General features: G+C 63.1%; 24 protein-coding genes. 17 read left to right on the plus strand and 7 right to left on the minus strand.

The window, feature by feature from the left end:
• Positions 1 to 167: 167 nt before the first annotated feature.
• On the plus strand, positions 168 to 491 hold the full coding sequence (locus AC07XB_RS35545; RefSeq protein WP_494752825.1) for a GGDEF domain-containing protein: 324 nt from the start codon (positions 168 to 170) through the stop codon (positions 489 to 491).
• Positions 492 to 812: 321 nt separating this feature from the next.
• Here the strand turns inward: AC07XB_RS35545 and AC07XB_RS35550 are convergent, their stop codons facing one another.
• The 5 genes from AC07XB_RS35550 to AC07XB_RS35570 are packed head-to-tail and all read right to left on the minus strand — an operon-like array spanning position 813 to position 5,828.
• Positions 813 to 1,778 carry a tripartite tricarboxylate transporter substrate binding protein gene (locus tag AC07XB_RS35550; RefSeq protein WP_492832362.1) on the minus strand — a complete coding sequence of 322 codons (966 nt, stop codon included), beginning with the start codon at positions 1,776 to 1,778 and terminating at the stop codon, positions 813 to 815.
• Between the two features lie 25 nt (positions 1,779 to 1,803).
• A complete protein-coding gene (locus AC07XB_RS35555) occupies positions 1,804 to 2,694 on the minus strand; it encodes an amidohydrolase family protein (protein WP_492832360.1) in 891 nt (296 codons plus the stop codon).
• Complete coding sequence (locus AC07XB_RS35560; RefSeq protein ID WP_492832358.1) at positions 2,687 to 3,883, minus strand: CaiB/BaiF CoA transferase family protein; 1,197 nt, start codon at positions 3,881 to 3,883, stop codon at positions 2,687 to 2,689. Before AC07XB_RS35560 ends, AC07XB_RS35555 begins: the two co-directional genes overlap by 8 nt.
• A gap of 25 nt (positions 3,884 to 3,908) precedes the next feature.
• On the minus strand, positions 3,909 to 4,913 hold the full coding sequence (locus tag AC07XB_RS35565) for a tripartite tricarboxylate transporter substrate binding protein (RefSeq protein WP_492832356.1): 1,005 nt from the start codon (positions 4,911 to 4,913) through the stop codon (positions 3,909 to 3,911).
• Positions 4,914 to 4,949: 36 nt separating this feature from the next.
• On the minus strand, positions 4,950 to 5,828 hold the full coding sequence (locus AC07XB_RS35570) for an HpcH/HpaI aldolase/citrate lyase family protein (protein ID WP_492832354.1): 879 nt from the start codon (positions 5,826 to 5,828) through the stop codon (positions 4,950 to 4,952).
• Between the two features lie 100 nt (positions 5,829 to 5,928).
• On the opposite strand from AC07XB_RS35570, the gene AC07XB_RS35575 reads away from it, so the two are divergent.
• A complete protein-coding gene (locus AC07XB_RS35575) occupies positions 5,929 to 6,804 on the plus strand; it encodes a LysR substrate-binding domain-containing protein (protein WP_492832352.1) in 876 nt (291 codons plus the stop codon).
• 146 nt (positions 6,805 to 6,950) lie between these two features.
• Here the strand turns inward: AC07XB_RS35575 and AC07XB_RS35580 are convergent, their stop codons facing one another.
• Both AC07XB_RS35580 and AC07XB_RS35585 read right to left on the minus strand, forming a co-directional pair.
• Complete coding sequence (locus AC07XB_RS35580) at positions 6,951 to 7,313, minus strand: hypothetical protein (protein ID WP_492832350.1); 363 nt, start codon at positions 7,311 to 7,313, stop codon at positions 6,951 to 6,953.
• 27 nt (positions 7,314 to 7,340) lie between these two features.
• A complete protein-coding gene (locus tag AC07XB_RS35585) occupies positions 7,341 to 7,835 on the minus strand; it encodes a helix-turn-helix domain-containing protein (protein WP_492832348.1) in 495 nt (164 codons plus the stop codon).
• A 171-nt stretch (positions 7,836 to 8,006) separates the two neighbouring features.
• Here AC07XB_RS35585 and AC07XB_RS35590 point away from each other — a divergent pair, with 171 nt between their 5' ends.
• The 15 genes from AC07XB_RS35590 to hutG all read left to right on the plus strand — a co-directional run bounded on the left by AC07XB_RS35590 (position 8,007) and on the right by hutG (position 25,469).
• Positions 8,007 to 9,677, plus strand: coding sequence for an FAD-dependent oxidoreductase (locus tag AC07XB_RS35590; protein WP_492832346.1), 1,671 nt, complete (start codon positions 8,007 to 8,009; stop codon positions 9,675 to 9,677).
• A complete protein-coding gene (locus tag AC07XB_RS35595) occupies positions 9,643 to 10,728 on the plus strand; it encodes a cupin domain-containing protein (protein WP_492832344.1) in 1,086 nt (361 codons plus the stop codon). The genes AC07XB_RS35590 and AC07XB_RS35595 overlap by 35 nt, the downstream gene beginning before the upstream one ends.
• The gene (locus AC07XB_RS35600) at positions 10,725 to 11,612 is read left to right on the plus strand and encodes a fumarylacetoacetate hydrolase family protein (RefSeq protein ID WP_492832342.1); all 888 of its coding nucleotides are present in this window, start codon (positions 10,725 to 10,727) and stop codon (positions 11,610 to 11,612) included. Before AC07XB_RS35595 ends, AC07XB_RS35600 begins: the two co-directional genes overlap by 4 nt.
• Positions 11,613 to 11,722: 110 nt before the next feature.
• A complete protein-coding gene (locus tag AC07XB_RS35605) occupies positions 11,723 to 12,691 on the plus strand; it encodes a Bug family tripartite tricarboxylate transporter substrate binding protein (protein WP_492832340.1) in 969 nt (322 codons plus the stop codon).
• Between the two features lie 74 nt (positions 12,692 to 12,765).
• On the plus strand, positions 12,766 to 13,506 hold the full coding sequence (locus AC07XB_RS35610) for a FadR/GntR family transcriptional regulator (protein ID WP_492832338.1): 741 nt from the start codon (positions 12,766 to 12,768) through the stop codon (positions 13,504 to 13,506).
• A 382-nt stretch (positions 13,507 to 13,888) separates the two neighbouring features.
• Positions 13,889 to 14,902: a LysR family transcriptional regulator gene (locus AC07XB_RS35615; RefSeq protein WP_492832336.1), complete on the plus strand. Its 1,014-nt coding sequence runs from the start codon at positions 13,889 to 13,891 to the stop codon at positions 14,900 to 14,902.
• Between the two features lie 216 nt (positions 14,903 to 15,118).
• Complete coding sequence (pruA, locus tag AC07XB_RS35620; RefSeq protein WP_492832334.1) at positions 15,119 to 16,729, plus strand: L-glutamate gamma-semialdehyde dehydrogenase; 1,611 nt, start codon at positions 15,119 to 15,121, stop codon at positions 16,727 to 16,729.
• Positions 16,730 to 17,064: 335 nt separating this feature from the next.
• The gene (gene dapA, locus AC07XB_RS35625) at positions 17,065 to 17,970 is read left to right on the plus strand and encodes a 4-hydroxy-tetrahydrodipicolinate synthase (RefSeq protein WP_492832332.1); all 906 of its coding nucleotides are present in this window, start codon (positions 17,065 to 17,067) and stop codon (positions 17,968 to 17,970) included.
• A 34-nt stretch (positions 17,971 to 18,004) separates the two neighbouring features.
• Positions 18,005 to 19,075 (plus strand): ABC transporter substrate-binding protein, encoded by a 1,071-nt coding sequence (locus tag AC07XB_RS35630; RefSeq protein WP_492832330.1) that lies wholly within the window; start codon positions 18,005 to 18,007, stop codon positions 19,073 to 19,075.
• A gap of 85 nt (positions 19,076 to 19,160) precedes the next feature.
• Positions 19,161 to 20,000: an ABC transporter permease gene (locus tag AC07XB_RS35635; protein WP_492832328.1), complete on the plus strand. Its 840-nt coding sequence runs from the start codon at positions 19,161 to 19,163 to the stop codon at positions 19,998 to 20,000.
• Positions 19,997 to 20,824 carry an ABC transporter permease gene (locus AC07XB_RS35640; RefSeq protein ID WP_492832326.1) on the plus strand — a complete coding sequence of 276 codons (828 nt, stop codon included), beginning with the start codon at positions 19,997 to 19,999 and terminating at the stop codon, positions 20,822 to 20,824. The genes AC07XB_RS35635 and AC07XB_RS35640 overlap by 4 nt, the downstream gene beginning before the upstream one ends.
• Before the next feature lie 119 nt (positions 20,825 to 20,943).
• Positions 20,944 to 22,005 (plus strand): ABC transporter ATP-binding protein, encoded by a 1,062-nt coding sequence (locus tag AC07XB_RS35645; protein ID WP_492832368.1) that lies wholly within the window; start codon positions 20,944 to 20,946, stop codon positions 22,003 to 22,005.
• A gap of 10 nt (positions 22,006 to 22,015) precedes the next feature.
• Entirely contained in the window at positions 22,016 to 23,440 is a 1,425-nt protein-coding gene (locus AC07XB_RS35650; protein WP_492832324.1) for an FAD-binding oxidoreductase, read from the plus strand.
• 8 nt (positions 23,441 to 23,448) lie between these two features.
• Positions 23,449 to 24,657: an alpha-hydroxy acid oxidase gene (locus AC07XB_RS35655; RefSeq protein WP_492832322.1), complete on the plus strand. Its 1,209-nt coding sequence runs from the start codon at positions 23,449 to 23,451 to the stop codon at positions 24,655 to 24,657.
• 2 nt (positions 24,658 to 24,659) lie between these two features.
• Positions 24,660 to 25,469 (plus strand): N-formylglutamate deformylase, encoded by an 810-nt coding sequence (hutG, locus tag AC07XB_RS35660; protein WP_492832366.1) that lies wholly within the window; start codon positions 24,660 to 24,662, stop codon positions 25,467 to 25,469.
• Positions 25,470 to 25,519 lie beyond the last annotated feature (50 nt).

Here is a 25,519-nt window from a genome sequence, read left to right on the forward strand (position 1 = left end):
CCTCGCTGCCGCGGCCGTCGAGCTCTGGCGAGATCGGCTCAGTGATCCGCTCCCCGCGCGGCTACCGCTGATTGCCTTGCCTGGCAACCAGTGCGGCAATCGACGCGGCTCGCCTCATCTTCCTTGCTGGCGGTATCGCCACATTTAAGGCAGTCTGTGCGCAAGTGATGCCTTCGCCCGCTTCGGGGGGCGAGGAGTTTGCACTATATCTGCCCAAAGTCAGTGCGGACAAGGCCATGGAAATCGCGGAGCGGTTGCGAAGGCGCGTCGAAGCCATGGTCATCGACGCGGCCGGAACACAGGTCCGGGTCACGATGAGCATCGGCGTCGCATGGGTCGACGCCGGCGACAAGCACTGGGACCAGTGGATTCAGGCTGCGGATCGTGCCTGCTACGTAGCCAAGCAGGCAGGCCGGAATCGCGTGGCGCGGCACGTTGGCGACACGGCTCACCGATTGCGGCTTGAGGTCACTAACCGGGCTTTCGACTAGGCCGCGCAGCCGTCGCCTTCGGGAGATCGCTAGCAGTCAGGTGAGGTCGCGCACCACTTCGTCCAGGACGCCATAGGGACGGTAGTAGGGACCAGGGTTGCGCCTGCGCTCGCGGCGCTCCAGCTGCTCGCGCAGCGCCGCGCCGCGCAGGGCATGGACCGACCACGGCTGTCCTCGCGATCGAGCTTGCGCAGCAGTTCGTCGCAGCTCATGGCGCGGCCGAAGCTGTAGCGCCACGCAGCAGTGGGCCAGCGAACGTGCGCTGCAGGGCGGCGATGAGCCCCCGCCAGCGGGCACGATGCCGCCCCGCGGGGGGGGGGCCTACTCTACCCGGATCCCGCGCGCCTTGACAAGTGCGTGCCAGCGCAATGATTCGGCCTGCACAAAGCGCTTGAAGGCTTCCGGAGCGTTTCCGACCGGATCCACGCCGGTGTGCTGCAGCTTGGCGCGCACGCCTGGATCGGCGACCGCCTTCTGCACGGCGGACGCGATGGCCTGCACGCGATCCTGTGCCGTGCCCTTGGGGACGAACACGCCGTTCCACTCGAGCACTTCATAGTCCGGCATGCCGCTTTCCGCAAGGGTTGGCGTATTGGGCAAGCCCGGTATCCGTTTCCTGGAGGTCACCGCGAGCGCCTTGAGCTTGCCGCTGGCAACGTATTGCAGCGTGGATGCCGAGTTGCCGAAATAAGTCGCGACCTGTCCCCCCATCACATCGGTGAGCGCCGGCGCGCCACCTTTGTATGGGATATGGAGCAGTTCGATCTTCGCCTGCTCGTTGAACATCTCCGCGGCAAGATGCGATCCTGTCCCGGCGCCGGCGGATGCGTAGGTCAGCTTGCCAGGCGTCTTCTTCGCCGAGGCGATGAAGTCTGCTACCGTCTTGTAGGGGGCATTGGCGGCTACCACGAGGATCTGCGGCGCTGTCACCACCAGCGAGACTGGAATGAAGTCCCCGAGCGGATCAAATGGCAGCTTGCGCAATGCACCGTTTACCGCGAATGCCGACGCGTCGTAGAGCACAGTGTAGCCGTCAGGGGCGGCCTTCGCCACCGCGTCGGCGCCGATGACACCGCCGGCGCCCGGCTTGTTGTCGATCACGATGCTCTGCCCAAGGATTTCCCCCATTTTCTGGGCCACGATGCGCGCCGTATTGTCGGCGCCGCCACCAGCCGAATAGGGCACCACCATGCGGATCGGTTTGTCCGGGAAGGCGATGGCGCCGAGGGGCACCAGGGCAGCCATGATCGTCAGGCCTTTGCAAAGGCCCAGCAAGGTCTTTCTCATGTTTTCTCCTTTTGGTCTGGCCGGCTCACGCGGCCTCGAATCCATACAGCAAGGCGGGGTTGTCCACCAGTATCCTGCGGTGGGCCCCCCGGGTACCTGCCCAATGGGCAAGCAAGTCGTACAGCAGGGCGTCGTCGGGCTTGTGTCGCGTCTCGGTGGGGTGAGGCCAGTCGCTGCCCCAGACAAGTCGTTCCGGGGCGGCCCGCACCCATGCCTTCGCCACCGGATCGACGTCGGCATAATGCCGGGCGGCGCCCGCGAGGGAGTCGAGGTAAGCGCCAGACAGCTTCAGCCAGGCCTTGCCGCGATCCAGCAGCTCGGACACGACCGCAAACGCCGGGTGTGCCGTTCCTCCGGGGAGCGGCATGCGGGCCAGGTGATCGAAGACCAGCGGCGTGCCCAGCCGCGACAGCAGGTCACGATGCGCGGCGATCTGGTCGGCGGTCCAATGCAGTTGCAGGTGCCAGCCGAGTTCGGCCACGCGGTTGGCGAGCAACTCCATCATCTCGAAGCCGACGACGGCATGCGCCTCCGTATAAAGGGAGAAGCGTATGCCCCGGATACCTCCCGCATGGAGGTCGTGCAACGCCTCGTCCGTCACATCCGGGCGTACCACTGCAATCCCGCGGGTATTGGCGGGGCCCAGCCGCTGGATCGCATCGAGCGTACAGCTATGGTCGGTCCAATAGCATCGCGGCTGTACCACGACCGCGCGGCTCGTCCCGAGCAGCGCCTGTATACCCCGATAGTCTTCCACGGTCGCGTCCGCCACAAGGGGTGCAATGGCCGCGAAGCGCGCGTCGTAGATATGCAGATGGGAGTCGCAGGCATGCGCTATTGCCACACTGTGCGGCGCGGCAGTAGCCGAGCTGTTCGTCACCAGCGGGGCCGCGCCGCCATGGGTGAAATCAGGCATCCCGCCCCAGCCTGTCCGCGGCATCCCGGACCATGTCCCCGTGTTGATCAAGCACGGGTGCGGCGAACGGCTCCGGGCCGGGCGTGCGGCCGAACTTGACCGCACGCGTGAAGCCTCGATAGCGACCCACCACCGGGTGCTCGAACGTTGTCACCATCCCTTCGGCGGCAACCTGGGGAAAGTCGAACATGTCCTCCACCGAACGAGCGGCCGCGCACGGCACTTCCTCGCCGAACATGGCTTCCCAGTCCAGCGCCGACCGCTGCTGCAATGCAGCGTGCAGGCGGGGTACGATTTCCTCATGATGCTCGGCGCGCTTGCGCACGCTGTCGTAGCGATCGGTCGACAGAAGATCGGCCAGGCCGGTCTTCGCGCACAGCGCTTGCCAGAAATGCGGGGTGTTGGCGGAGATGTAGAGATAGCCTTCCCTGGTAGGATGGATGCCTGTGATCCCGCCGGAGCGCATGTCGCGTCCGACATCCCGGGGTTCCGAATCGGCCCATACCATGCGGGCGGATTGCATGGTCAGGGCCGCACGCAGTAGCGACACACCCACATATTGCCCCGTGCCGCTCGTCTCGCGCTCGTAGAGCGCCGAGGAAACAGCTCCGGCGACTAGCGCCGCGGCGTAGTAGTCAACCACGGAGCCATACAGGATCTCCGGCGGACCGCTGTGCTCGCCCTGCAGCGCGCACATGCCGGTCATGGTCTGCAGCACCTGGTCGTAGCCGGCCTTGTCCTTCAGCGGGCCCGTCTCGCCGTAGCCGGTCACGGCGCAGTAGATCAGGCGCGGATTGACGGCGCTGAGCTGCTCGTAGCCGATGCCGAGCCGGCCCGGCACGCTGGGGCGGAAATTATGCACCAGCACATCCGCGTTGCGCACCAGCGCCAGCAGCCGCTTCAGGTCGGCCGAACGCTTCAGGTCGAGCACGACGCCCAGCTTGCTTCGGTTGACGCCCAGGAAAGCCCGGCTTTCGGCCTCCAGCGTCGAGGGATACTTGCGCAGATTGTCGCCCATAGGCGGCTCGACCTTGATGACGTCCGCACCCTGGTCGGCGAGCAGCGAGCAACCGTACGGCCCCGCGATATAGGCGCTCAGGTCCAGCACGCGCACACCGCTCAGTGGTCCTGGCTGTCCCGTCCGGGTTGCGCCGAATACGCCATCCCCGGCAGTGGTGTTGATTTGCATACAGACTCCGAAATCAGCTAGGAAATCAGTCAGCGACAATGTTCTGCTGCCTGGCCAGTGCCGTCCACCTGGCCACATCGGCAGCTATCGTATCGGCGAACTGGTGGGGGGTGCCCGACTTCGCCACGGCGCCTTCCCTGAGGATCGCTTCCTTGACGGATGGCGTCGCCAACGCGTGGTTCACCGCAGCATTGAGCCTCGTGATGACCGCTGGCGGCGTACCCGCCGGCGCGAGAAACCCCCACCAGAGCTCAAACTCGTAGCCGGGGACCGCGCTCGCCATCGGCACCAGGTCCGGCGCGATGGGGCTCGGCTCCAGGCTGGTGATGCCCACCGCCCGCACCTTGCCGGCCCGGACCATCGGCAGCAGCGACGGTCCGCTCGAGATCAGCAGCTGCGTCTGGTTGCCGATCAGGTCGGTGATGGCGGGGCCCATGCCACGGTAGGGTACGTGCGTGATAGCGAGCTTGCCGGCCTTGGCCTTGAGCAATTCCGTGCCGAACTGATTGACGCTGCCGGGCCCGGAAGACGCATAGTTGAACTTGCCCGGATTCGCCCGGATCGCGTTGATCAGGTCCTGGGGCGTCCTGGCAGGGAAGTCATTGCTGACCGCAACGATGAAGGGCCCCTGGGCCAGCATCGCGACCGGCGAGAAGCTCTTGATGGCGTCATAGGGCAGCTTGCCCTGCACCGCAGCGTTGGTCGTCATGCTCGAGGACACTGCGACCAGGGTATAGCCGTCCGGCGCAGCCTTGGCCACGATGGCGGTTCCCGTGTTGCCACTCGCGCCTGGCCGGTTGTCGATGATCACCGGCTGCTTCAGGTCCTCGCCGATTTCCATCGCCACGATCCGCGCGAAAATGTCATTCGAGCCTCCGGGCGGATAGGGAACGATGAGGGTGATGGGCTTGGACGGATATGCATTCTCCGCGCCCGCATGAGGCGATACGGCCAGCGCGCCGGCAGCGGCGATCAGCGCGAAGCATCCCGCGACCCCACGTGACGGTAAGGTACTGATGGTCTCATTCATGCTCTGTCTCCTGTCATTATTCTGTGCAGGGTCGCGTCAGGCTGTGATCAGCCCCAGCCGCCTGCCGATCTCGACAATGGCCTGCGCACGCCGGACGAAGGGTGGGTCGATCATCTTCCCATCGACGACGTAGGCCCCGATCCCCCTGGCCTGTGCCTGGGCGGCGGCCTCAACGACCCGCACCGAATGCGCGATCTCCTCGTCGGACGGCCGATAGACCGCGTTGGCCAGCGCGATCTGGCTCGGGTGGATGCAGCTCTTGCCGAGAAAACCCATCTGCCTGGACATCTCCGCCTCGGCGCGGAAGCCTTCGGCATCCCGAATGTTTGCGAACACCGTGTCGTAGGCAAAGACGTTGGCCTCGCCCGCGGCCATCCGCACGGCGAACATGGCCGCCGCGATGGCCGCCGGGTTGCGCCGGTGAATGCCGATCGGCTCGAACAGGTCCCCAAGCCCAAGCTGAAGACCCGCGACGCGCGGATGCGCGCCTGCCAGTTCGGCGGCGCGGCGCAGTGCCACCGGCGATTCGATATTGAGCAGCAGGCGGACCTTGGCGTCGGCTTCCCCAAAGCCGTTGGCCCGCTCCACCTGCTCGATTGCCGCCGCCGCACGCCGGACGTCGTCGCCGGTCTCCGGTTTCGGCACATTCACCAGGTGCAGGCCCGGTACCACGACGGCGGCGAGATCTGCTTCGAAATGCCCCGAGGCGATGCCATTGACGCGAACGATGAGCGTCTTGGACGCCGCCCGTGCTTCCGTGGATCGCAGGAGATGCGACAGCAGGGACCTGGCTTCGGCTTTGCTATCTTCGGCAACGGCGTCCTCCAAGTCAAAGGACAGCCCGTCCGCATCGCTTGCCAGCGCTTTCGGGAAAAACTCGGGGCGCGAAGCAGGAACGAACAGCTTGCTTCTCATGGTCAGTACCTGGCTCTGTGTCTGTGGAATGCTGTGCAGTGTCGGCCAATCCATAAAAAAGATAAACTATGCTTTCCCACATTCATTCAGTAGTAAATCTATGGAAACCGCTTATCTCAAGGCGTTTGCCCTAGTCGTCGAGACAGGTTCGCTGGCCGAGGCGGCGAGACGGCTCGACGTCACGCCGGCGGCGATCTCCCAGCAGATTCAGGTGCTCGAACGAGAGCTCGGGTCTAAGCTGCTCGGGCGGGCCGGCAGGACGGTGGCGCCCACCGAGTCAGGGAGCCGTCTCGCAGAGCGCTGCATTTCACTGCTCAGGGAAGTCGACAGCCTGAGGGGGTGGGTAAATCAGGCCGACGAGATTCGCGAGCTGCGCATCGGGACCATCAATACGGCGCTCCACAGCCTGCTGCCGGATGCGCTTGCGCGCTTCACGGCTGAACACCCGCGCGTGTCGGTCTACATACAGTCAGCGATGTCGGGCGAGTTGTATGACGCGGTCAAACGGTCGGAGCTAGATGCCGCTGTCTGCCTGCATCCGCCTTTCCCGATGCCGAAAGCGATCGCATGGGAACTGCTTCGCCAGGAGCCGCTGGTCGTGCTTGCCGCGGAGCGCGACAGGAAGGCCGATCCCCACGAGCTTCTGCGAACCAGGCCGCTGATCCGATATGACCGGACTCTCGGTGGCGGAAAGCAGGCTGATGCCTACTTGCGCAAGGCCGGTATTTCCCCATCGCAGGAGCGCTTCGAGCTCAGCTCCCTGCTCGCGATCGCAATGATGGTGGATCGTGGCCTGGGGGTTTCGCTGGTTCCGGACATCGCGTCTCCGTTGACGTCGGCGCTGCGCATTGCCAAGCTTTCGCTGCCGTCGGAGCCGGAACCACGCCGGTTCGGCGTGCTATGGCGCAGGACCTCGTCCCGCGCAAGCTTGATCGGATCGTTCCTTGAGCAGGCTCGCCTTGCTGCCCGATTGTGATCAGGCGGTGCGCCGGATAGAGACACAGGAAGCCGCGATTCGGATTGCCGGCATGGCTGTCCGCTTCCGCTCACAGAGGCGGCAATCTATGCTTTGGATGATTGCGCATGGTACTGGCGGTGGTCTGAACGGCCGGCGTTACGAGCTCATCGCTGATCAGCGTCGCTCAGATGGATCCCGACCGTCTCGCCCTCTTTCCGCAAGTGAGGCAACTCCAGGTAGGGATCGGCTTGGAGATAACCAAAAATCGCCACGGTATCCCCGTCGCTGTCGTGGGAATGATCCACCACCAGGAGGCCCCATTGCGTCCGCAGCGCGCGCCGCGGGCGAAGCGCATCTTCCAATTGCCCAAAGTCGTCGCCGCCTTCGAGGGCGGCCGCAGCCCGGGCAACGCCAATGACATAATCTGGCAGCGACGTCAGCGGCCAGGTCTCCAGCGCCTCCGGACCGATGCCCTTTGCCAGGATTCCGGCAACCTCTTCGGCCGAGTATTTGCGGTCCTCGTGCATGTCCTTCTCCAAGTTGGTCGGCGACGGTCAGTCGCCAGGGGGGTTATTGATGCTCGGGGCCTTCGCCAAGATGCGATACAACGCCTGCCGTGAGATCCCCAGCTTGGCCGCCGCAGCCTTCTTCTCTTGCCCGCAGCTATCCAGCGCGGCCCGGACCTCTTCGCGTAACGGCCGCTGCCGGCGCGCGCGATGTTCTCGAGGGCGATCCCCGTGGTCTGCGCCGAGCCAACGAAATCGACAATCGCACGGATGCCATGTGGCGCAGCCCGGCGCAATGCGATGGCTGAATCCTCCGAGTGCGATGCGTGCAGCGGATTCGAAGCGATTCGGATCGCTGAATGCGACCACGTCGACAGCATCCGCATCGATGCGGTAGCAAGGGCAGAAGTCGACGCGGCAAATTTGGTCAACGAACCTGTCGAGCTGTGAGCCGAACGTGTTGGTGCCAATCGCCCTGATCGCATCCGCTGTGAAGCCTTCAACTCTCGATCGTCGCCCCAGGGTTTCTACCAACTCGCGCAAATGATCTACTTCGCTACAATTTGGTCAGACCAACATGGTCGTACCAATTTGGTCTGACCAACTCAATATTGCCCGGCGCATGCCCCGAGGTAGGAATGCCTTGTCGAGTCATGTCGACGGTTCTGGCTAGCGGGCGGCAGCGTCGGCTTAAATGAAGAATGGAGGGACAGAATGATCCAGAAGACCCCGGTGCTGATCGTGGGAGGTGGACCGGTCGGCCTGGCATTGGCGGGCGATCTCGGATGGCGTGGTGTCAAGTGCACCCTGATCGAAAGGAGCAACGGAGTCGTTCCTCAGCCTCGCATGGACATGGTCGGCATCAGAACCATGGAGTTCTGTCGGCGTTGGGGCATCGTCGAGGCGGTGGAACAGGCCGGCTACAACCGGGACTACCCGCAGGACTGTGCCTGGGTGACCGATTTGAATGGATATGAGTTCGGCCGGGAGACATTCCCGGCACCAAGAAACGAAACATGTCCGCCGCAAAGCCCGCAAAAGCGTGAGCGCTGCCCGCAGAACTTCTTCGATCCGGTGCTGCAGCGCTTTGCCGCCAGCACGGGGGCCGCGGAGTTGGTGTACGAGACGGAGCTGGAAACACTGGAAGACCGTGGTGACCACGTAATCGTGACGGTCAAGGATGGGAAAACCGGAACACGCCACCAGATCGAAGCGCAGTACCTGGTGGGCTGCGACGGCGGTGCCAGCGCCGTGCGCCAGGCCCTCGGCATCGGCATGTCGGGCGATGCCGTGCTGACTTACACGACCAACGTCATCTTCCGCTGCGACGGGCTCGAGCGGCTTCACACCAAGCAGCCCGGCTACCGCTATATCTTCATCGGACCGGAGGGCACCTGGGCGACGCTGGTGGCCATCAACGGCCGTGACCAATGGCGATTCTCTCTGGTAGGCAACGCCGAAAAGCGCACGCTCGGCGATGAAGAGATCCGCCGCGCCATCATTCGAGCCGTGGGACGGGAGTTCGACTTCGAGATCCTCTCGGTCCTGCCCTGGGTCAGGCGGCAACTGGTGGCGGACCATTACCGCAAGGGACGGGTTTTCATCGCCGGCGACGCCGCGCACCTGACCTCCCCGACAGGCGGCTTCGGTATGAACACGGGCATCCTTGATGTGGTCAACCTCAGCTGGAAGCTGGCTGGCACGCTGCAGGGCTGGGGCGGCCCCCTTCTGCTCGATTCCTACGAGGATGAGCAGCGGCCTGTCGCGGTGCGCAACGTCACAGAAGCCGGAGAGAATCTCCGGCGGATGCTGTCGCCGCGGGTGGTCAAGCCTGAAGCGGCCATCTTCGATAGCAACAACGTGCATATCGATGCGGCACGCCGTGAGTACGGTGCGCGTTATACGGCGATGATGAAGCGCGAATGGTTCTCCATCGGCATCCATCTCGGTTATGTCTACGAGGATTCGCCGATCGTCGTTCCCGATGGCACGCCCTCCCCGCCCAACGAGGTGGCGCGGTACACGCAGAGCGCGAGGCCGGGATCGCGCGCGCCCCACGTGTGGCTTTCCAAAGGAAAGTCCACGCTGGACCTTTTCGGCAAGCACTACGTACTGCTGCGCTTTGGCGATCATCCTCCCGGGGTGGATGCCATCACGCAGGCGGCTGCGGAGGTCGGTCTGCCGCTGGAGGTGGCCGATATCGCGCAAGGCGAAGCCCAGGCCATCTATGGACGCCGCCTGGTGCTGGTGCGGCCGGACGGCTCGGTGGCATGGCGTGCCGACACTGTCCCCGCAGATGCCCGCCGCATCGTCGATGTCGTGCGGGGCATGGGTGCCGCCGGCAGTCCTGTTGCGCGCCGCGCTTACCAACTGGCCGAGGTCTGATATGTCAGACGAGCTCATCGGCCAGGACGCGGATCGCAGACGTGCACTGAAGCAGGACCTGGCAAAGTACCACTGCCGAGTGCACCAGCCAGACGATCCCCCATTGTTCACGCGCAGCCCGCGGCCTGCGACCCAGTCCGTGCATTGGCGCTGGGAGGATCTGTGCCCCTTGCTGGAACGCATCGGTCAGGAGGTCGACCTGACCGCAGGTGGGCCGCGCCGGACACTGCGCCTGCACAACCCCGGCCTGCCGCGCGGCACCACCAATACGTTCTGGGCGTCGATCCAGGTCATCCTGCCCGGCGAAGTCGCCACCGCGCACCGCCACACTGCCAACGCCCTGCGGTTCATCATGCAAGGCGAGGGAGCATGGACGACGGTGGATGGCGAGTGCTATCCGATGCGCACGGGCGATCTCGTGCTGACGCCATCGTGGGCGTGGCACGATCACGTACATCGGGGCGACCAGCCGATGATCTGGCTTGACGTCCTTGACATCTCGCTGATGCAAGCGCTGGAAGCCACGTTCTTCGAACCCTATACGGATGGCCTGCAGCCGGTGGACACGGTGCCGGATCGGAGCTGGCGCCAGTTCGGCGCCGGCTTGATGATGCCTCCTGGGGCGCAGCCTCGCGCCGGCGGCGCCAACCCGTTGCTGGCCTACCCTTTCGACATGGCCGAGAAGGCTATCGCAGCCGCCGCGGGCATGCCGGGTGATGCGTATGACGATGTTGCGCTCGAGTATCGCAATCCGCTGGGCGGCGGCCCTGCCATGCCAACGCTCGCCATGCGGATGCAGCTGCTGCGGTCCGGCTTTGTGGGGCGGAAGCGGCGCCACACCGGCAGCAAGCTCTACTACGTCATGCGCGGCGAAGGGGCGACCAGCGTCGGGGACCAGCGCTTCGCGTGGTGCGCGGGCGACCTCTTCACGGTTGCGCCCTGGGATTGGCATGCACATGAGAACACCGGCGGGCAAGACGCCCTGCTGTGGCAGGTCAACGATCTGCCGGTACTGAAATCATTGGGTTACTTTAGAGAGGAATTGGCATGAAGATCGGGTCGTTCGACGATTACCGGATTGGTCTGGTGGAAGGAGACCAACTGTACGATGTCACCGCGGTGGTGCCTTCCGGTATCGACGCATTTCCGCAGCAGCGGTTGAACTGGCTCATCGCCAACTGGGACAGTGTTCAGGAGGAACTCAAGCGATGCCGCGCGGCAAGCCTCCCTCGACGCCTGGATGCGGTGCGCCTGCTTCCTGCCGCGCCCTGCCCGCCGCATGTATTTGCCGCTCCGGCAAACTACCGCAAGCACATCGGCGAACTGGGAGACCGCGTCGTCACCAAGGGCGGCCGTAGCGCCAGGGAACAAGGCTTTTTCTTGAAGGCACCCGGCTCCTTGGTTGGGGCTGGCGGTACGATTTTCCTGCCCAAGGGTTCCACCCGGCGCTTCGATCACGAATCCGAGCTGGCGGTCATCATTGGGAAAGCGGGTCGCGATGTTCCGCGCGAACACGCCATGGAATACGTGTTCGGCTATGCCTGCCTGATCGACGCCACCATGCGTATCGAACCTGGCGTCGCGGAAGAAGAGCGCTCGATGCGCAAATCCTTCGAGGGTTTCACTCCGCTGGGGCCATGGATCGTCACGGCGGACGAGGTCGGCGATCCCCACGGGTTGCGCAACCAGCTATGGGTCAATGGCGAACTGCGCCAGCAAGCGTCAACACAGGACATGATCGTCGGCGTGGCGGAGCTGATCGAGTTGATCTCGTCGGTGCTGCCGCTGTCGCCCGGCGATGTCATCGCCACCGGCACGCCGGAAGGCGTTGGACCGTTCGCGGCAGGCGATACGTTGAAGATCGCCATCCAGGGCGTGGGTGAAATGAGTCTGGACGTCAAGGAACGCGAAGCCGTTGCACCACGTGCGTACTAGAACGGACCGGGCCTTGTGGCCCGCGTCGCGACGACCGTGCCGCGGTGTCCGATAAACCGGTACAGGCAAGGACTGCCGGCGGCACCCGGACAAGAAAATCAGGAGACAACATGTTCAAGAAGATAAGTCTGTTCGCATCCAGCGCCTTGCTGCTCGCTGCCGCGCCGGTGCTGGCCGCCTATCCGGAAAAGCCCGTCAACGTCATTGTCCCGTTCGCCGCCGGGGGCGGCATCGACGTGCTCGTCCGCGCCATGACAAGTCGGTTGGCTGCCCGCTGGAAGCAGCCGATCGTCGTGGATAACAAGGCCGGCGCGGGCTCCGCGATTGGCGCGGCATTCGTGGCGCGCGCGCCTGCAGACGGCTACACACTGCTGGCAACGGTGAACCAGACTGTCGTCTCGAACCGCTTCCTGTACAAAAGGCTGCCGTACAATCCCGAGACGAGCTTTGCGCCGGTCATCATGATGGTCAAGGCCGACCAGTTGATCGTGGCCAATGCCAAGCTGCCCGCAAATTCCCTCAGGGAGCTGGTGGATCTGGCCAGGAAGAAGCCGGACAGCCTGAACTTCGGCTCCTACGGGAACGGCAGCCAGCCGCACCTGCTCTTCTCCGCGATCAACGATCACGAGAAGATTCAACTCCTGCATGTCCCCTACAACGGCATCTCGCAGAATCTGACTGCATTGCTCGCGGGTGACGTGCAGCTTGCCAGCGGCAGCGTCGCCGTGATGGAAACCCATATCAAGTCCGGCAGGCTCAAGCCGCTGGCAGTGGCAGCCGATACCAGACTGAGCCAGTACCCGTCCGTGCCGACCACGGTGGAACAAGGTTTTCCCTATGCCAAGAGCTCGATCTGGTATGCGCTGTTTGCGCCGGCCGGTACGCCCGACGCCGTAGTCAAAGAGATCCGGGCGGCCGTAGCGGAAGTGCTGAGGGATCCGGTGTTCGTCGAGCAGCAAGTCCATACGAAGGGTCTCACCGTTGTAGCCGGCGATGGCAAGATGCTGGCTGATACAATCCGAGCCGAAAGCCAGCAGACCTCCGCCATGATCAAGGCTGCCGGCGTAGTTGCTGAGTAGCGCCAGTGCGACAAGAGAGTGCTGTTCATCCTCGGCCCCACATTTTGCTTATCTATCCAGTGCGATTTCCAGGTATGGTGCCAACTCCAGATTCAAGCGCGACGACTGACAGGCCGCCACGGGTCTTCGAGGACATCTGCGGAAAGATCAAAGAGCAGTTGGCAAGCGGCGCCCTCAAGCCAGGCGACAGGCTGCCTTCGGAACGGGATCTCGCCGAGGGATTTCAAACCTCCAGGTCGGCAGTCCGGGAGGCACTGAGAAGCCTCGAGCGTTCAGGCGTGATCGAACTGCGCAAAGGTCCAAAGGGCGGAACCTACATCTCGCAGGTTGGCTCGTCCGTGGTCTCCAGCTCGCTGAACGACCTGCTGAGTTTTGGCAGCATCTCGATCCAGGATCTGACGGAGAGCCGGGCCATCGTTCAGGACGCGGTCATTCGCCTCGCCTGCATGCGCGGCACCGAGGCGGACTTCGACGCGCTACAGCGCAGCATCGAGTTGACTGAGGCGCTCACCAAGGAAGGCAAGCTGATAGAGCGCCGGGCCCAACTGCTGGACTACTATCGCGTCCTCGCACGGGCCACACACAACGAAGTGATGGTGCTGCTGGTCGGCGCCCTTACCGACCTGGTTTCCTCGCTGCTGCAGCGGGACAATGTGGTGCCCTTGCCGACGACCGTTAAGACCCACTTCCGCATCCTGCAACACCTTCGGGAGCGCGAGGCCGAGCAAGCCTCCCTGTTGATGTCCGAGCACCTTAGGAAGCTGCACTCCTATCTGGCCAAAGCGGAGAAAGCACGGCTCAAACAGCCATCTTAGCCGGCGACTGCAGGTTTCGGCAGACGCCCATCCACGCTGCGAGTGGTTTCAGGACCGACACAACCTCGCGCGCGCGTCGGCTTTGACGGCGATGCTGCCGCGATGTATTCCCTGCTGCCGCGATGTATTTCCCGGGACACGAGGCGGCTATCTCGAACGCTGAGATGCGGTCGGGTGATACCGCGGCGTACGTACCTTGTGGGCAACGCTAGGGGCAATTCCCCCACCAAAAAGAGGCGCTGACGTCACTCACGCCAACATAGGCCCAGCCCGCACCGTTTGTGACAAAGAGGTGAGATTCGGGAATGCTGCGCTAGTGCTGCTGCTTCTGCCTTGCCACCTATGTTACATTCGATAACATTCAAGTCAACGATCATGCCCCATGAACGGCGAGGGTACCGGGCGTTATCCCGATTGGGAGCTTCTCGAAAGCTGGGTGGCTGTTGTTGAGTCGGGATCCATTTCCGACGCGGCGATTCGCCTGAGGATTTCTCAGGCCGGGGTATCCCAGCGGGTGAAAGCGATGGAGTCTTTGCTCGACACCTTGCTTCTGGACCGGTCCACGCGGCCTGCCCGGCCCACCGCCGCCGGACAGCGGCTGTTCGAGCATGCCACCGCCATCCTGCAGAGCGCTGACCAGATGGTGGAAAGCGTTCGCAACGTAACGCGTGCGAAGCGCGTCATTGTCCGACTGGGCTGTGTGGATTCGTTCGCAGCTACTGTCGGACCGATCATCATCAAGGCGCTTACGGGAACGTCCCAGCAGATCCGCCTGTGGTCCGGAATTACCCCCACCCTTGATGCGCTGCTCGATACACGCCAGCTCGACATGGCGGTCACTACCACCGGCGTGGGCAATTCGATCGGCATCCGCCGGCAGCGGCTGTTCTCGGAACCGTACTATGTCGTGTTGCCGAAGGGCTTTGCCATCGACCGCTTCGCCTCGCTGACCGACCTGGGGCGGCACCTTCGCTTCATTCGCTATAGCGCCCGCTCTGTCATCGGCCAGCACGTGGACGCCTACCTGATGGCACACACGGACAACATCGAGCGCACCTGCGAATTCGACGCCACCGATCCGATGATGAGCCTGGTGGCGGCCGGCCTCGGATTTGCGATCACGACACCGCTCTGCATTTGGCAATCCCGGCATTTCGTGCCGGACATACGCGTAGTGCCATTGGGGCAGTTCGCCCGTCACGGCCGGCCCTATGAGCCGTTTACCCGCACGTTCTATCTCAGTTCACGTGAGAACGAGCTGGGCAACCTGCCGAACGAGATGCACGACCTGCTTTGCAGCGCCTACGAAAAACAAGTGGCCCGTGATATCGGGGAAGCGCTGTCACTGGAGCCCGAAGAGGTGTTTTCCCTCAGTCCCTCCGGCTCCGGCGCCTGACAGAAACGCACGCAGCCTGGGGAACGACGACGACACATAACCAGCGCCAATCCTGAACATAAGCGCCGGTTAACTTACGGGTGGGCCCATGGGACCCGCTTACTCTCGAATTTGGTATCGGGCTTTCGTGCGAGCGCCAGCCTGCCGCTGACGGACAGCCAGTCCTCCGCAATTCGCCCGGTTTTGGTTCCAAATTCGACGTAACAAGGAGTCCGCGTGATTTCAGGTCCTCAACTTCCGTTTCCCGCAAACGAGCCCGAAATGTCGTTTCGGCAAGGTACGGACGCCGCCAATCAGCTCAAGGAGGCACTCGCCCAGTTCGAGGTAGTGGAAATTCCTACTGTCATCGGCGGCAAGCGGCTGTTCTCCAACGATGTGGTAGAAGTGCGTGCGCCGCACGACCATCAGCGCGTGCTGGCGCGCATCCACCGTCCGACCGAAAACCAGATCCGTGACGCCATTGCGAATTCTCGTTCGGTTGCACGGGATTGGGCCAGCCTGAGCCTGGCAAGCCGTACGGCCGTGCTGCACCGTGCCGCCGAGATTATCGCCACGCGCTATCGCATCCGGATCAATGCGGCCACGATGCTCGGCCAAAGCAAGACGATCGAAGAGGCCGAGCCCGACAGCGCCTGCGAGCTGATCGACTTCTTCCGCTTCAACGCCTACAACGCCCAGAAGGTCTACGCTGAACAGCCGCTGTCGGTGCCGACCGCCGCGAACCGGGCAGACTGGCGGCCGCTGGAAGGTTTTGTCTATGCCGTGTCGCCGTTCAACTTCACCGCGATCGGTGGCAACCTGACTACTGCCCCGGCCATCATGGGCAACACGGTGCTGTGGAAGCCATCCGAAAAGAGCGCGCTGGCCAACTTCCTCTGCTACGAAGCGCTGGAGGAGGCGGGGCTGCCGTCGGGCGTCATCAACTTCGTGCCGGGCGAGGCTGAGCTGACGACAAGGATCGCGCTGGGTTCGTCGGATCTTGCCGGCATCCATTTCACGGGCTCGTCAGCCGTGTTCACGTCGCTCTGGAAACAGGTGGCCGGCAATGTCGACGCCTATCGTTCGATTCCCCGCCTGGTGGGCGAAACCGGAGGCAAGGATTTCGTGCTCGCGCACCCGTCGGCGGATGTCGATGCCCTGTCGATTGCATTGATTCGGGGTGCGTTTGGCTACCAGGGACAGAAATGCAGCGCAGCATCGCGCGCCTATATCCCGAAGAGCCTCTGGCCTGAAGTCAGCAAGCAGCTGTGCGCGCGGCTGGCCGAACTCCAGGTTGGCGACGTGGCGGACCCCAGGTCGTTCATGGGCGCAGTGATCAGCGAGGCGTCGCACAGCAAGCTGGACAACGCCATCGCATCGGCCCGGCAGGACACCGGTGTGGAGTTCGTCTATGGCGGCAAGACCTGGAAGGATCCCGGCTACTTCGTCGAGCCTACGGTACTCAAGGTCGCCGATCCTCGCCACAAGCTCATGCAGGAAGAACTGTTCGGGCCCGTGCTGGCGGTATTCGTCTATGACGACAACACGTGGTCCGAGACGCTGTCGCTGATCGATGCCACCAGTCCTTATGCACTGACGGGGTCGGTCTTCTCGACGGACCGATTTGCACTGCGTGAAGCTGAAGAGGTGCTCATCCACGCCGCAGGCAACCTCTACGTGAACGACAAGCCGACGGGTGCCATGTTGGGGCAGCAGCCCTTCGGCGGCACACGTGCCAGCGGCACCAACGACAAGGCGGGCTCGTTCATGAACCTGCTGCGCTGGACGTCGCCGCGCGTCGTCAAGGAAAACTACCTGCCCGTACGCAACTGGAAGTTCGAGGCGTAGTCTCCCACGCCGCTGTTGTGCTGGCACCGCTGTTCCCCAGCGCTGTGCCAGCATTCCATTCGGCGCACCCTTTCAGGGCCTGCCGCGGCCCCTTCTCAGGGTTATTCCCTAAAGCCGAGCATTCATGCCGCGTCCGGATGGCCGGCATTTTGCTTCCCTGGTTGCGCCCGAGCCGGCCGAGGTGTTGCTTGAATAAGATGGCGTTATGTAGAGCGTCAGGCCCACTGATGTTTGACTGGCGCAAATGGCAATGACTTATGGTCAAGGCAGATAGGAGTGGAACGGCTTTTCTGCCACTCCCCGCGCTGAGACCCCAAAGAAGGAAGCGAAGAGACATGACCACGCAACACAAGTATTCAGGCATCCTGACTGCCCTCCCGACCCCATTGACCGAAGCACTGACCGTCAACGTCGGTCCGCTTGTGTCCCATATCAGGCGCCTGGCGGAAGCAGGCGCTGCAGGCGTGGTCCCGCTTGGCGGCACGGGCGAATACACCTCGCTGTCGGCGCGTCAACGGATGGAGGTCGTCGAAGCTTCCCTGGAGGCGGGCGCCGGAGACCTCCATGTAATTCCGGGCATTCTCTCGCCGGGCCTAGGCGATGCCATCGATAACGCGAAGGCGTTCGTGTCGGCCGGCGCCAAGGCGCTGATGGTGGTCACGCCTTACTATTTCCGTCCGACGCAAGACGGCATTGTCGAATACTTCCGACGGTTCTCCGACGCCGTGGATGCGGACATCATCCTTTACGAGATCCCGTACCGCACCGGCGTTGCACTGCAATATCAGACCGTGGACCGTCTTGCCGACATGACCCGCGTGGTGGGCATCAAGGCTTGCAACCCGGACCTTGCCCAGCAGATGCGCGTGGCGGAACTGGCCAGCACCAAGATTGCGATTCTCACTGGCGAGGAAGACGTCATGCCGTTGCACGTGGCAATGGGAGCGGTGGGCGCGATCATCTCCAGCTCGAACATCGTGCCCCGTCAATGGCAGCGCGTACTGGACCTCGCCATGAGCGGCAAGCTGCAGGAGGCAGTGGCGCTGCACGCTTCCTTGCGCCCGTTGATCGATGCCATCTTTGCTGAACCGAACCCTGCACCGCTGAAAGCCGCCATGGACCTGCTCGGCTGGGGTATCGGCAGCCAGGTATTGCCCCCGATGCTCCCGGCAAGTGTCCAATTGCGAGACCGGCTGGCTAGCGTGACCCCGTCGCTGCTGGCACGCGAGCAATCCCACTGACCCCATTGATCCCACTGACCGCAGAGGTATTGAAATGTCATTTGACAACAACGCGAAACCTGGCCGCCGCCGATTCCTCCAGACCACCGGTACGGCCCTTGCCGCCGTCGCGGTGGGCGCGCCGATGGTGATGACGTCCCGCAAGGCCATGGCCGCTGGCAATCTTGTCGTTGTGAGCTGGGGCGGAAACTACCGGGCAGCTGTGGAAGAGGCGCTTGCCAAGCCGTTCGAGAAGGAATTTGGTGTGCCTGTCACGATCGTGGACACGCCGGACCTCGCCAAGGTGAAGGCGCAGGTCATGACCCGCAATGTCGCCTGGGACGTTTTCGACGCGGTAGGGCCGATGGCCATGACCGGATCGAAGAACGGCTATTGGGAGCCGCTCGACCCGAGCCTGTTCGACACGAGCGACCTGATCGCGCCGATGACGAAGGACGCCGTGCCGTTCTACGGTTTCACGGGCGGCATCTGCTGGGACGACAAAAAGCATCCGGCCGGAAAGCATCCCGAGACCTTCGCGGACTACTTCGACGTCAAGAAGTTTCCCGGCCAGCGGACGCTGCGCAACCGCGCAAGCGAGACGCTCGAGATCGCGCTGCTGGCCGATGGCGTGCCGCCCGAGAAGATGTATCCCCTCGATGTCGAACGCGCGTTCAAGGCGCTGAATCGCATCAAGCCCTACATCGGGAAATGGGTCGACCAGACGCCCCAGACCACCACGCTGGTGGAAACCGGGCAGGTGGATTTCAGCTACACGTATGCCACACGGGCCAAGGCATCGCAGGAATCGGGCAAGCCGATAGGCTTTTCGTTCAAGCAGAACATCGTCGGCCTCGAATATCTCGTGGTTCTGAAGAATGCGCCGAACAAGCAGAATGCCCTCAAGTACCTGCAGTTCGCGATGCGGCCCGACCGGCAGGCGGCGCTGATGAACCTGCACGGCAACACGCCGGCCAGCAAGAAGGCCGTGGGGCTGATGAAGCCCGAGGTGCGCAAGTGGTTGTCCGATCCCGCCAACAAGATGAACCTGGTCAGCAACGATGCATGGTGGGCTGACCACTACGACGAGTTGACGCTCAGGTTCAAGGAGTGGGTACTCAGCTGAGTGCCACAGCGGGCGCGCACCGCCCCCAGCTTTAGCCCCCGCGGCGGTGCGGTCGGCCCCCCCACAAGCAAAGAAGGACGACATCATGAAAGCACGCAACGACGGCTGGCTCTACGTCGGGCCGGCAACAGTTTTCCTGTTCCTGGTCATGCTGGTCCCCTTGGCCTATGTGGGCTACACCAGCGTGAGCTCGCCCGACGGGGGCATCACGCTTTCTGCCTATCAACGCCTCTTCCGCAGTGAGCTGTTCATGCGCACGCTGTGGTCCACGTTCGAGATCAGCATCTTCGCATCAGTGTCCAGCCTGCTGCTGGGATATCCGATCGCCCTGCACCTGGCCAAGCAATCACCCAGGAAACGCGCCATCTACATGGTGCTGGTGCTCGTGCCGTTCTGGACCAGCATCCTGGTCAAAAGCTACGCCTTCACGGTGCTGCTGGGCCGGGAAGGCTTCGTCAACCAGTTGCTGACATGGCTGCTGGGCACGCAGGTGCAACTGCCGATGCTCTTCAACCGGTTCGGCGTGATGGTCGGGATGACCAACTATCTCATTCCGTTTATCGTATTCCCGGTGCTGGCGAGCCTGCTTGCCATCGACAAGTCGCTCTATCGCGCCTCGGAGATCATGGGGGCAAAGCCGCCGCGCATCTTCTTCCAGATCACACTGCCGTTGAGCCTGCCGGGCGTGGTGGCGGCGCTGCTCAGTACTACCATCATGTCCATGGGGTTCTTCGTGATCCCGGCACTGCTCGGCGGCCGCAAGGACGTCATGATGTCCAACCTGGTGGATTTCTATACGCGCGAAACGATGGACTGGAACATGGCATCGGCCATCGGTGTCATCCTGCTTGGCATCGTGACGCTTGCCGCGATTGGCGCGGGACAACTGAGGAAGGCTGGCAATCGTTCGGAGGTACCGGCATGAGCACCGCCATGACAATGACGGTCGTCGACAGGCAGGAGCAGACGTACCGTACGTTGCGCAACATCGTCGCGTACGCCGTCTACGCGTTCATCCTGGTACCGACGCTGATCGTGATTCCCATCTCGTTCGGCGGGTCCGGAGAGATGACTTTCCCGCCGCGCGTCTTGACCTTCGAGCTGTATCAGCAATTGTTCACGTCCGCCAACTGGATGGCTCCTATTCTGCAGAGCCTGGAAGTCGCTGTGATGACAATGGTGTTCTCGCTGCTGATCGGTGTGCCGGCTTCGTATGGGCTGGTCCGTTTTGACTTCCCGGGCAAGCAGTTCGTCACCTTGCTGCTGATGAGCCCGATCCTGGTGCCTGTCATCGTTATTTCGCTCGGCCTCTACCTCTATCTGTCGCGCCTGCAACTGGTGGGGACGACAGCGGGTGTGGTGGCCAGTCACGTCGCCTACGTGACGCCGTTCATGATGATGACCGTCATGGCGGGTGTGAAGAAACTGGATCCGGCGCTTGAGTTTGCCGCCACCATCATGGGCGCCAACCGGCGAACCGTGTTCTTCAAGGTTGTTCTGCCGCAGTTGCGCCCGTCCATGTTTGCCGGGGCATTGTTTGCGTTCCTGGTCTCGTTCGACGAGGTCGTGATCGCGTGGTTCCTGACCAGTCCCGCCACCACCACGCTTCCTGTGCGCATGTACAGCAGTATCCAGTGGGATATCTCTCCCGTTATCGCCGCAGTGTCAGCACTCCTGACCGTTCTTTCCATAGTTTTCTGTTGCGTCTCGGCATTCCTGCAGCCGTCGACGCCAGACGCCTCTCATTAAAAGGAGTGTTGACGATGACTTCCGCACTGAACAATATCAGTCGTGCTACCGTGATAGTTCCGGCGCCAGGCAGCGAGAACGTCGGGGTCGCGCATCGTTCCTCCGTTTCCGCCCAGGACATGATTGTCTTCGATGGCGTCAGCAAAGCATACGGTGATGCCATCGCCTTGCACACCACTCATCTCAATGTGAGGAGAGGGGAGTTCCTGAGCCTGCTGGGGCCCAGCGGCTCAGGCAAGAGCACGATCCTCAATATCATCGCGGGTGCCATCGCGCCGTCGGGCGGAAGCATCTATCTTGATGGCAAGGACGTGTCGACACTGCCGCCGCGCGAGCGCCAGCTCGGGATGGTGTTTCAGAACTATGCATTGTTGCCGCATCTCAACGTATTCGACAACATCGCCTTCCCGCTGCGCATCCGCGGTGCGAGTGCGACGGAGATCCGGCACAAGGTGGGCAATGCACTGGAGCGGGTGGGCCTGGTCGGTTACGAAAAACGCAAGCCGCGCGAACTGTCCGGCGGCCAGCAGCAGCGCGTTGGCATTGCGCGCTGCATCATCTACTGTCCGTCGGTCATCCTGATGGACGAGCCTTTGGGCGCGCTGGACAAGAAATTGCGTGACCAGTTGCAGGGCGAGATCAAGCGCTTGCACCGCGACCTCGGCACGACGCTGGTCTATGTCACGCATGACCAAGAGGAGGCACTCAATCTGTCGGACCGCGTTTGCCTGATGAACGGCGGGCGTATTGCCCAATTGGGTACGCCGGACGACCTCTACTTCGAGCCACGCAGCGAATTTGTGGCCGACTTCGTCGGGGAATCGAACCTGTTCGATGCCGTGGTCATCGAAGACGGCAGCGTCCGCGTAGATGATGGCTGGAACCTACGCGTGCGTGATACGGAGGGGTGCACGCGCGGCGACAAGGTCAAGGTCATGGTGCGGCCGGAGAAGATCATGGCGTCGTCGGCACTTGAAGCAGAACCGGGCAAGGAGAACCACTGCGCCGGCAAGGTGGCACAAATTTCGTTTGTGGGCGGCATGACCCGCTTCGATGTCACCTTGCCCGGTGGACGGACGGTGCTGGCCAAGGGCATCTCCGACCGGTCCGCCGAACGCTTCGCCATCGGCTGCCCGTTGACGCTGAGCTGGTCCTGCCGCGACAGTGTCGTCATCAAGTGAAGGACTCCGCATGAACGCAAATTTTGTTACCGCACTGCGCGAGCTGATCGGCAGCGCACAGATTGTCGATGCACCAGCCGACCTTGCACCCCATCTGATCGACTGGCGCAAACGCCATACCGGCATTGCCGCGTGCCTAGTGCTCCCGCAGAATGCGGAACAGGTAACAACCGTGCTGCGATACTGCGGCGCCAACGGCATCCGCGTGTTCCCGCAAGGGGGCAACACGAGCGTATGCGGGGGTTCGGTCCCGGCCGAAGACGGCGAGAACATCATCCTGTCGCTGGCTAGGATGAACCGGATCCTCGACGTCAATCCCCGCAATAACTCGATGACGGTGCAGGCGGGCTGTGTGCTGGCGGACCTGCAGCAAGCAGCATCGGACGCCGACCGGTTTTTCCCGCTTTCGCTCGGCGCCGAGGGCTCGTGTCAGATCGGGGGCAATATCTCGACAAACGCCGGCGGCACGAATGTCGTGCGCTTCGGTAACACACGCGACCTTGTGCTTGGACTGGAGGTGGTATTGCCGGACGGTCGCATCTGGGACGGCCTGCGTACGCTGCGCAAGAACAACAGCGGCTATGACCTGAAGAATCTGTTCATTGGCGCCGAAGGCACACTCGGGATCGTGACCGCGGCTACGCTGAAGCTGTTCCCCAAGCCTAAATCGGTGGCTACGGCGCTGCTCGGATTTTCGACGGTGGAAGCCGCCGTGGACGAGGGCATCCGCCTGCAGGGCCTGTTTCCGGGGGAACTCGTGGGCCTGGAACTGATGTCGCGCTCCGAGTTCGAAATATCCGTCCGACATGGCACGAACCTGCGCAATCCGTTTGCCGGCGGGACGCCGGACTGGATGGTGCTGTTGGAACTGGCGTCTCCGGAGACTGGTCATGGTATCGCCGACCGTCTTGCAGCCGTGCTGGAATCGGACTTCGAAGCCGGCATGTTCGTCGACGTGGTGGTGGCTGCCAGCGAACAGCACCGCCACGACCTCTGGAAGATCCGGCACAACGTCACGGAGGCGAACGGGCACGAAGGGATGGGCCTGACGCATGACATCGCTGTGCCGACGTACCTGATCCCCGCGTTCATCGAACGCGCCGCGGCCACGCTCGCCGCATCGTATCCGCAGGCGACACCGGTCGTGGTGGGCCACATGGGGGACGGCAATCTGCACTACATCGCCATGTTCCCGCATGCATTCTGGGCCGACGTGCAAAACAAGGTGGCATTCCAGCGTGACTTGAGCCACGCGCTTTACGATATCGCGGCCGAGCTCGACGGTACGTTCAGCGCCGAGCATGGCATCGGCTCGCTGCATATCGAAGAGATGCGCAAGTACAAGGACGCGGTCGAGGTGGACCTGATGCAACAGATCAAAGCGCTGATCGACCCACAGGGGATGATGAATCCAGGCCGCGTGCTGCCGCGTTAAGGGAGACCATGCTGAGACGACCACGCGCCAGCGTCAGCGATTACCGCGAGGCTGCGAGACGCCTGCTTCCCGCATTTGCATTCGGCTATCTGGAGGGAGGGGCGGAGGACGAAGTGACGATGCGACGCAACCGCGACGCATTCCGCGAGCTTGTCTTTTCCCCACGCGTGCTGACGGATGTGACGGAGGTCTCGACGGCGGTACGGATCGGCGGGCGCCCGCTCGCCTTGCCGGCGGCGGTGGGCCCCACCGGCTTGAATGGCCTGTTCCGGCATGACGCGGATGTCCTGCTCGCGCGCGAGGCTGCGCGTGAGGGCATTCCTTTTGTCCTGTCCACGGCCTCGACCAGTCTGATGGAACGCGTGCGTGAGGCCGCCACGGGCGAGCTGTGGCTGCAGCTCTATGTGCAGCGCGACCGGCGCGTCGCCGAGGACATGATGCGTCGTGCGCTGGCTTGCGGCTTCACGACATTGCTGGTCACCGTCGATACGCCCGTCACGGGGCAGCGCGATCACTACCTGCGTACGGGCTTTACATTGCCGATCCGGTGGACGCCACGCCTGCTCTGGGACGTGGCCGCCCATCCGGAATGGCTATTGCGCGTGGGAAGGCATGGCGTGCCGGCACTGGTGAACCTGGCGCAAAGCGCCGAACTAGACGGTGCCATCGAGCGGCAGGCTGCCGCGCTTGCTCGCCAGATGGACACCGCGTTTTCCTGGTCCGATCTTGCATGGCTGCGCCGGCATTGGCACGGACGGCTCCTGATCAAGGGCGTCCAGCGTGTGCAGGACGCCGTGCTCGCGAGCCGGCACGGCGCCGACGGTGTCGTCCTTTCCAACCACGGCGGCCGGCAGCTCGATGGGGCGCCCAGCGCGCTCGATATTCTTGCCGGCACAGTCGATACCGTACCGGCGTCATTCGACGTGCTTGTCGACGGTGGCATCAGGCGCGGCAGCGATATTGCGAAAGCAATCGCGCTCGGCGCGAAGGCGGTGCTGCTCGGCAGGGCGCCGCTGTACGGTCTGGCCGCCGATGGACAAGCCGGGTGCGCACACGTGCTGACGCTGCTGCGCAATGAGCTGGAGATCTGCATGCGGCTGATTGGGTGTACTGATATTTGCCAACTGGACCGAAGCTTCCTCGCCCAGGCGGATGCGCAAGGCCGATCCGCCCCCACCCGGCATTCGCACCGCGAATGTCTTTCCTTGACGACCTGACGATGACCGAACAGCCGTTCAGCTTCCGCGCGGGCACTGCCCCGCTGCTGATTTCAATCCCCCACCTGGGTACCCATTTGCCTGACGATGTCGCGGCCGAGATGCATCCGTATGCCACGAAGGTATGCGATACCGACTGGCATCTCGATCGACTCTACAGTTTCGCCGACGCCATGGGCGCGTCGGTGCTGGGCGCACGGTACTCGCGCTACGTCGTCGATCTGAACCGACCGTCCACGGGCGAAAGCCTGTACCCGGGACAGACCACAACGGGCCTCTTCCCGACCGAGACTTTTCGTGGCGACCCGCTCTACAGGAATGGCACTGCACCCGCGCAGCCCGTGCAGGCTGCCCGCCTGCAGCAATATTGGGAACCATACCATGCACAACTCCAGGCGGAGCTGCAACGGCTCAAGGAAAAGCACGGTACGGTGCTGCTGTGGGAAGCCCATAGTATTGCCAGCGTGCTGCCGCGCTTGTTCGAAGGCAGACTGCCTGACCTGAATATCGGCACGAACGCGGGGGCAAGTTGCGGTGCCGATATCCTCCGAGCCGTGGTGCGGACGCTCGAGCGCCAACCTTTCAGCTGGGTGGCGAACGGGCGCTTCAAAGGCGGCTTCATTACCCGTCGGTACGGTGATCCCGCGCATGGGATCCATGCGATCCAGCTGGAGATGTGCCAGTCCACCTATATGAGCGAGTTCGCGCCGTTCAACTATCGCCCCGACCTGGCCAGCCGCGTCGGGCCGGTAGTCGAACGGATGGTGGAGGCGGCCTTGCGTGCGCTACCGGCACGCACGCACTCGGCCTGATGTGCACGCAATGAAAAAGCCCCGCTCCTTACCGGGCACTGGGGCTTCGG

The sequence above is a fragment of the Cupriavidus sp. GW821-FHT02F09 genome (assembly GCF_059421605.1).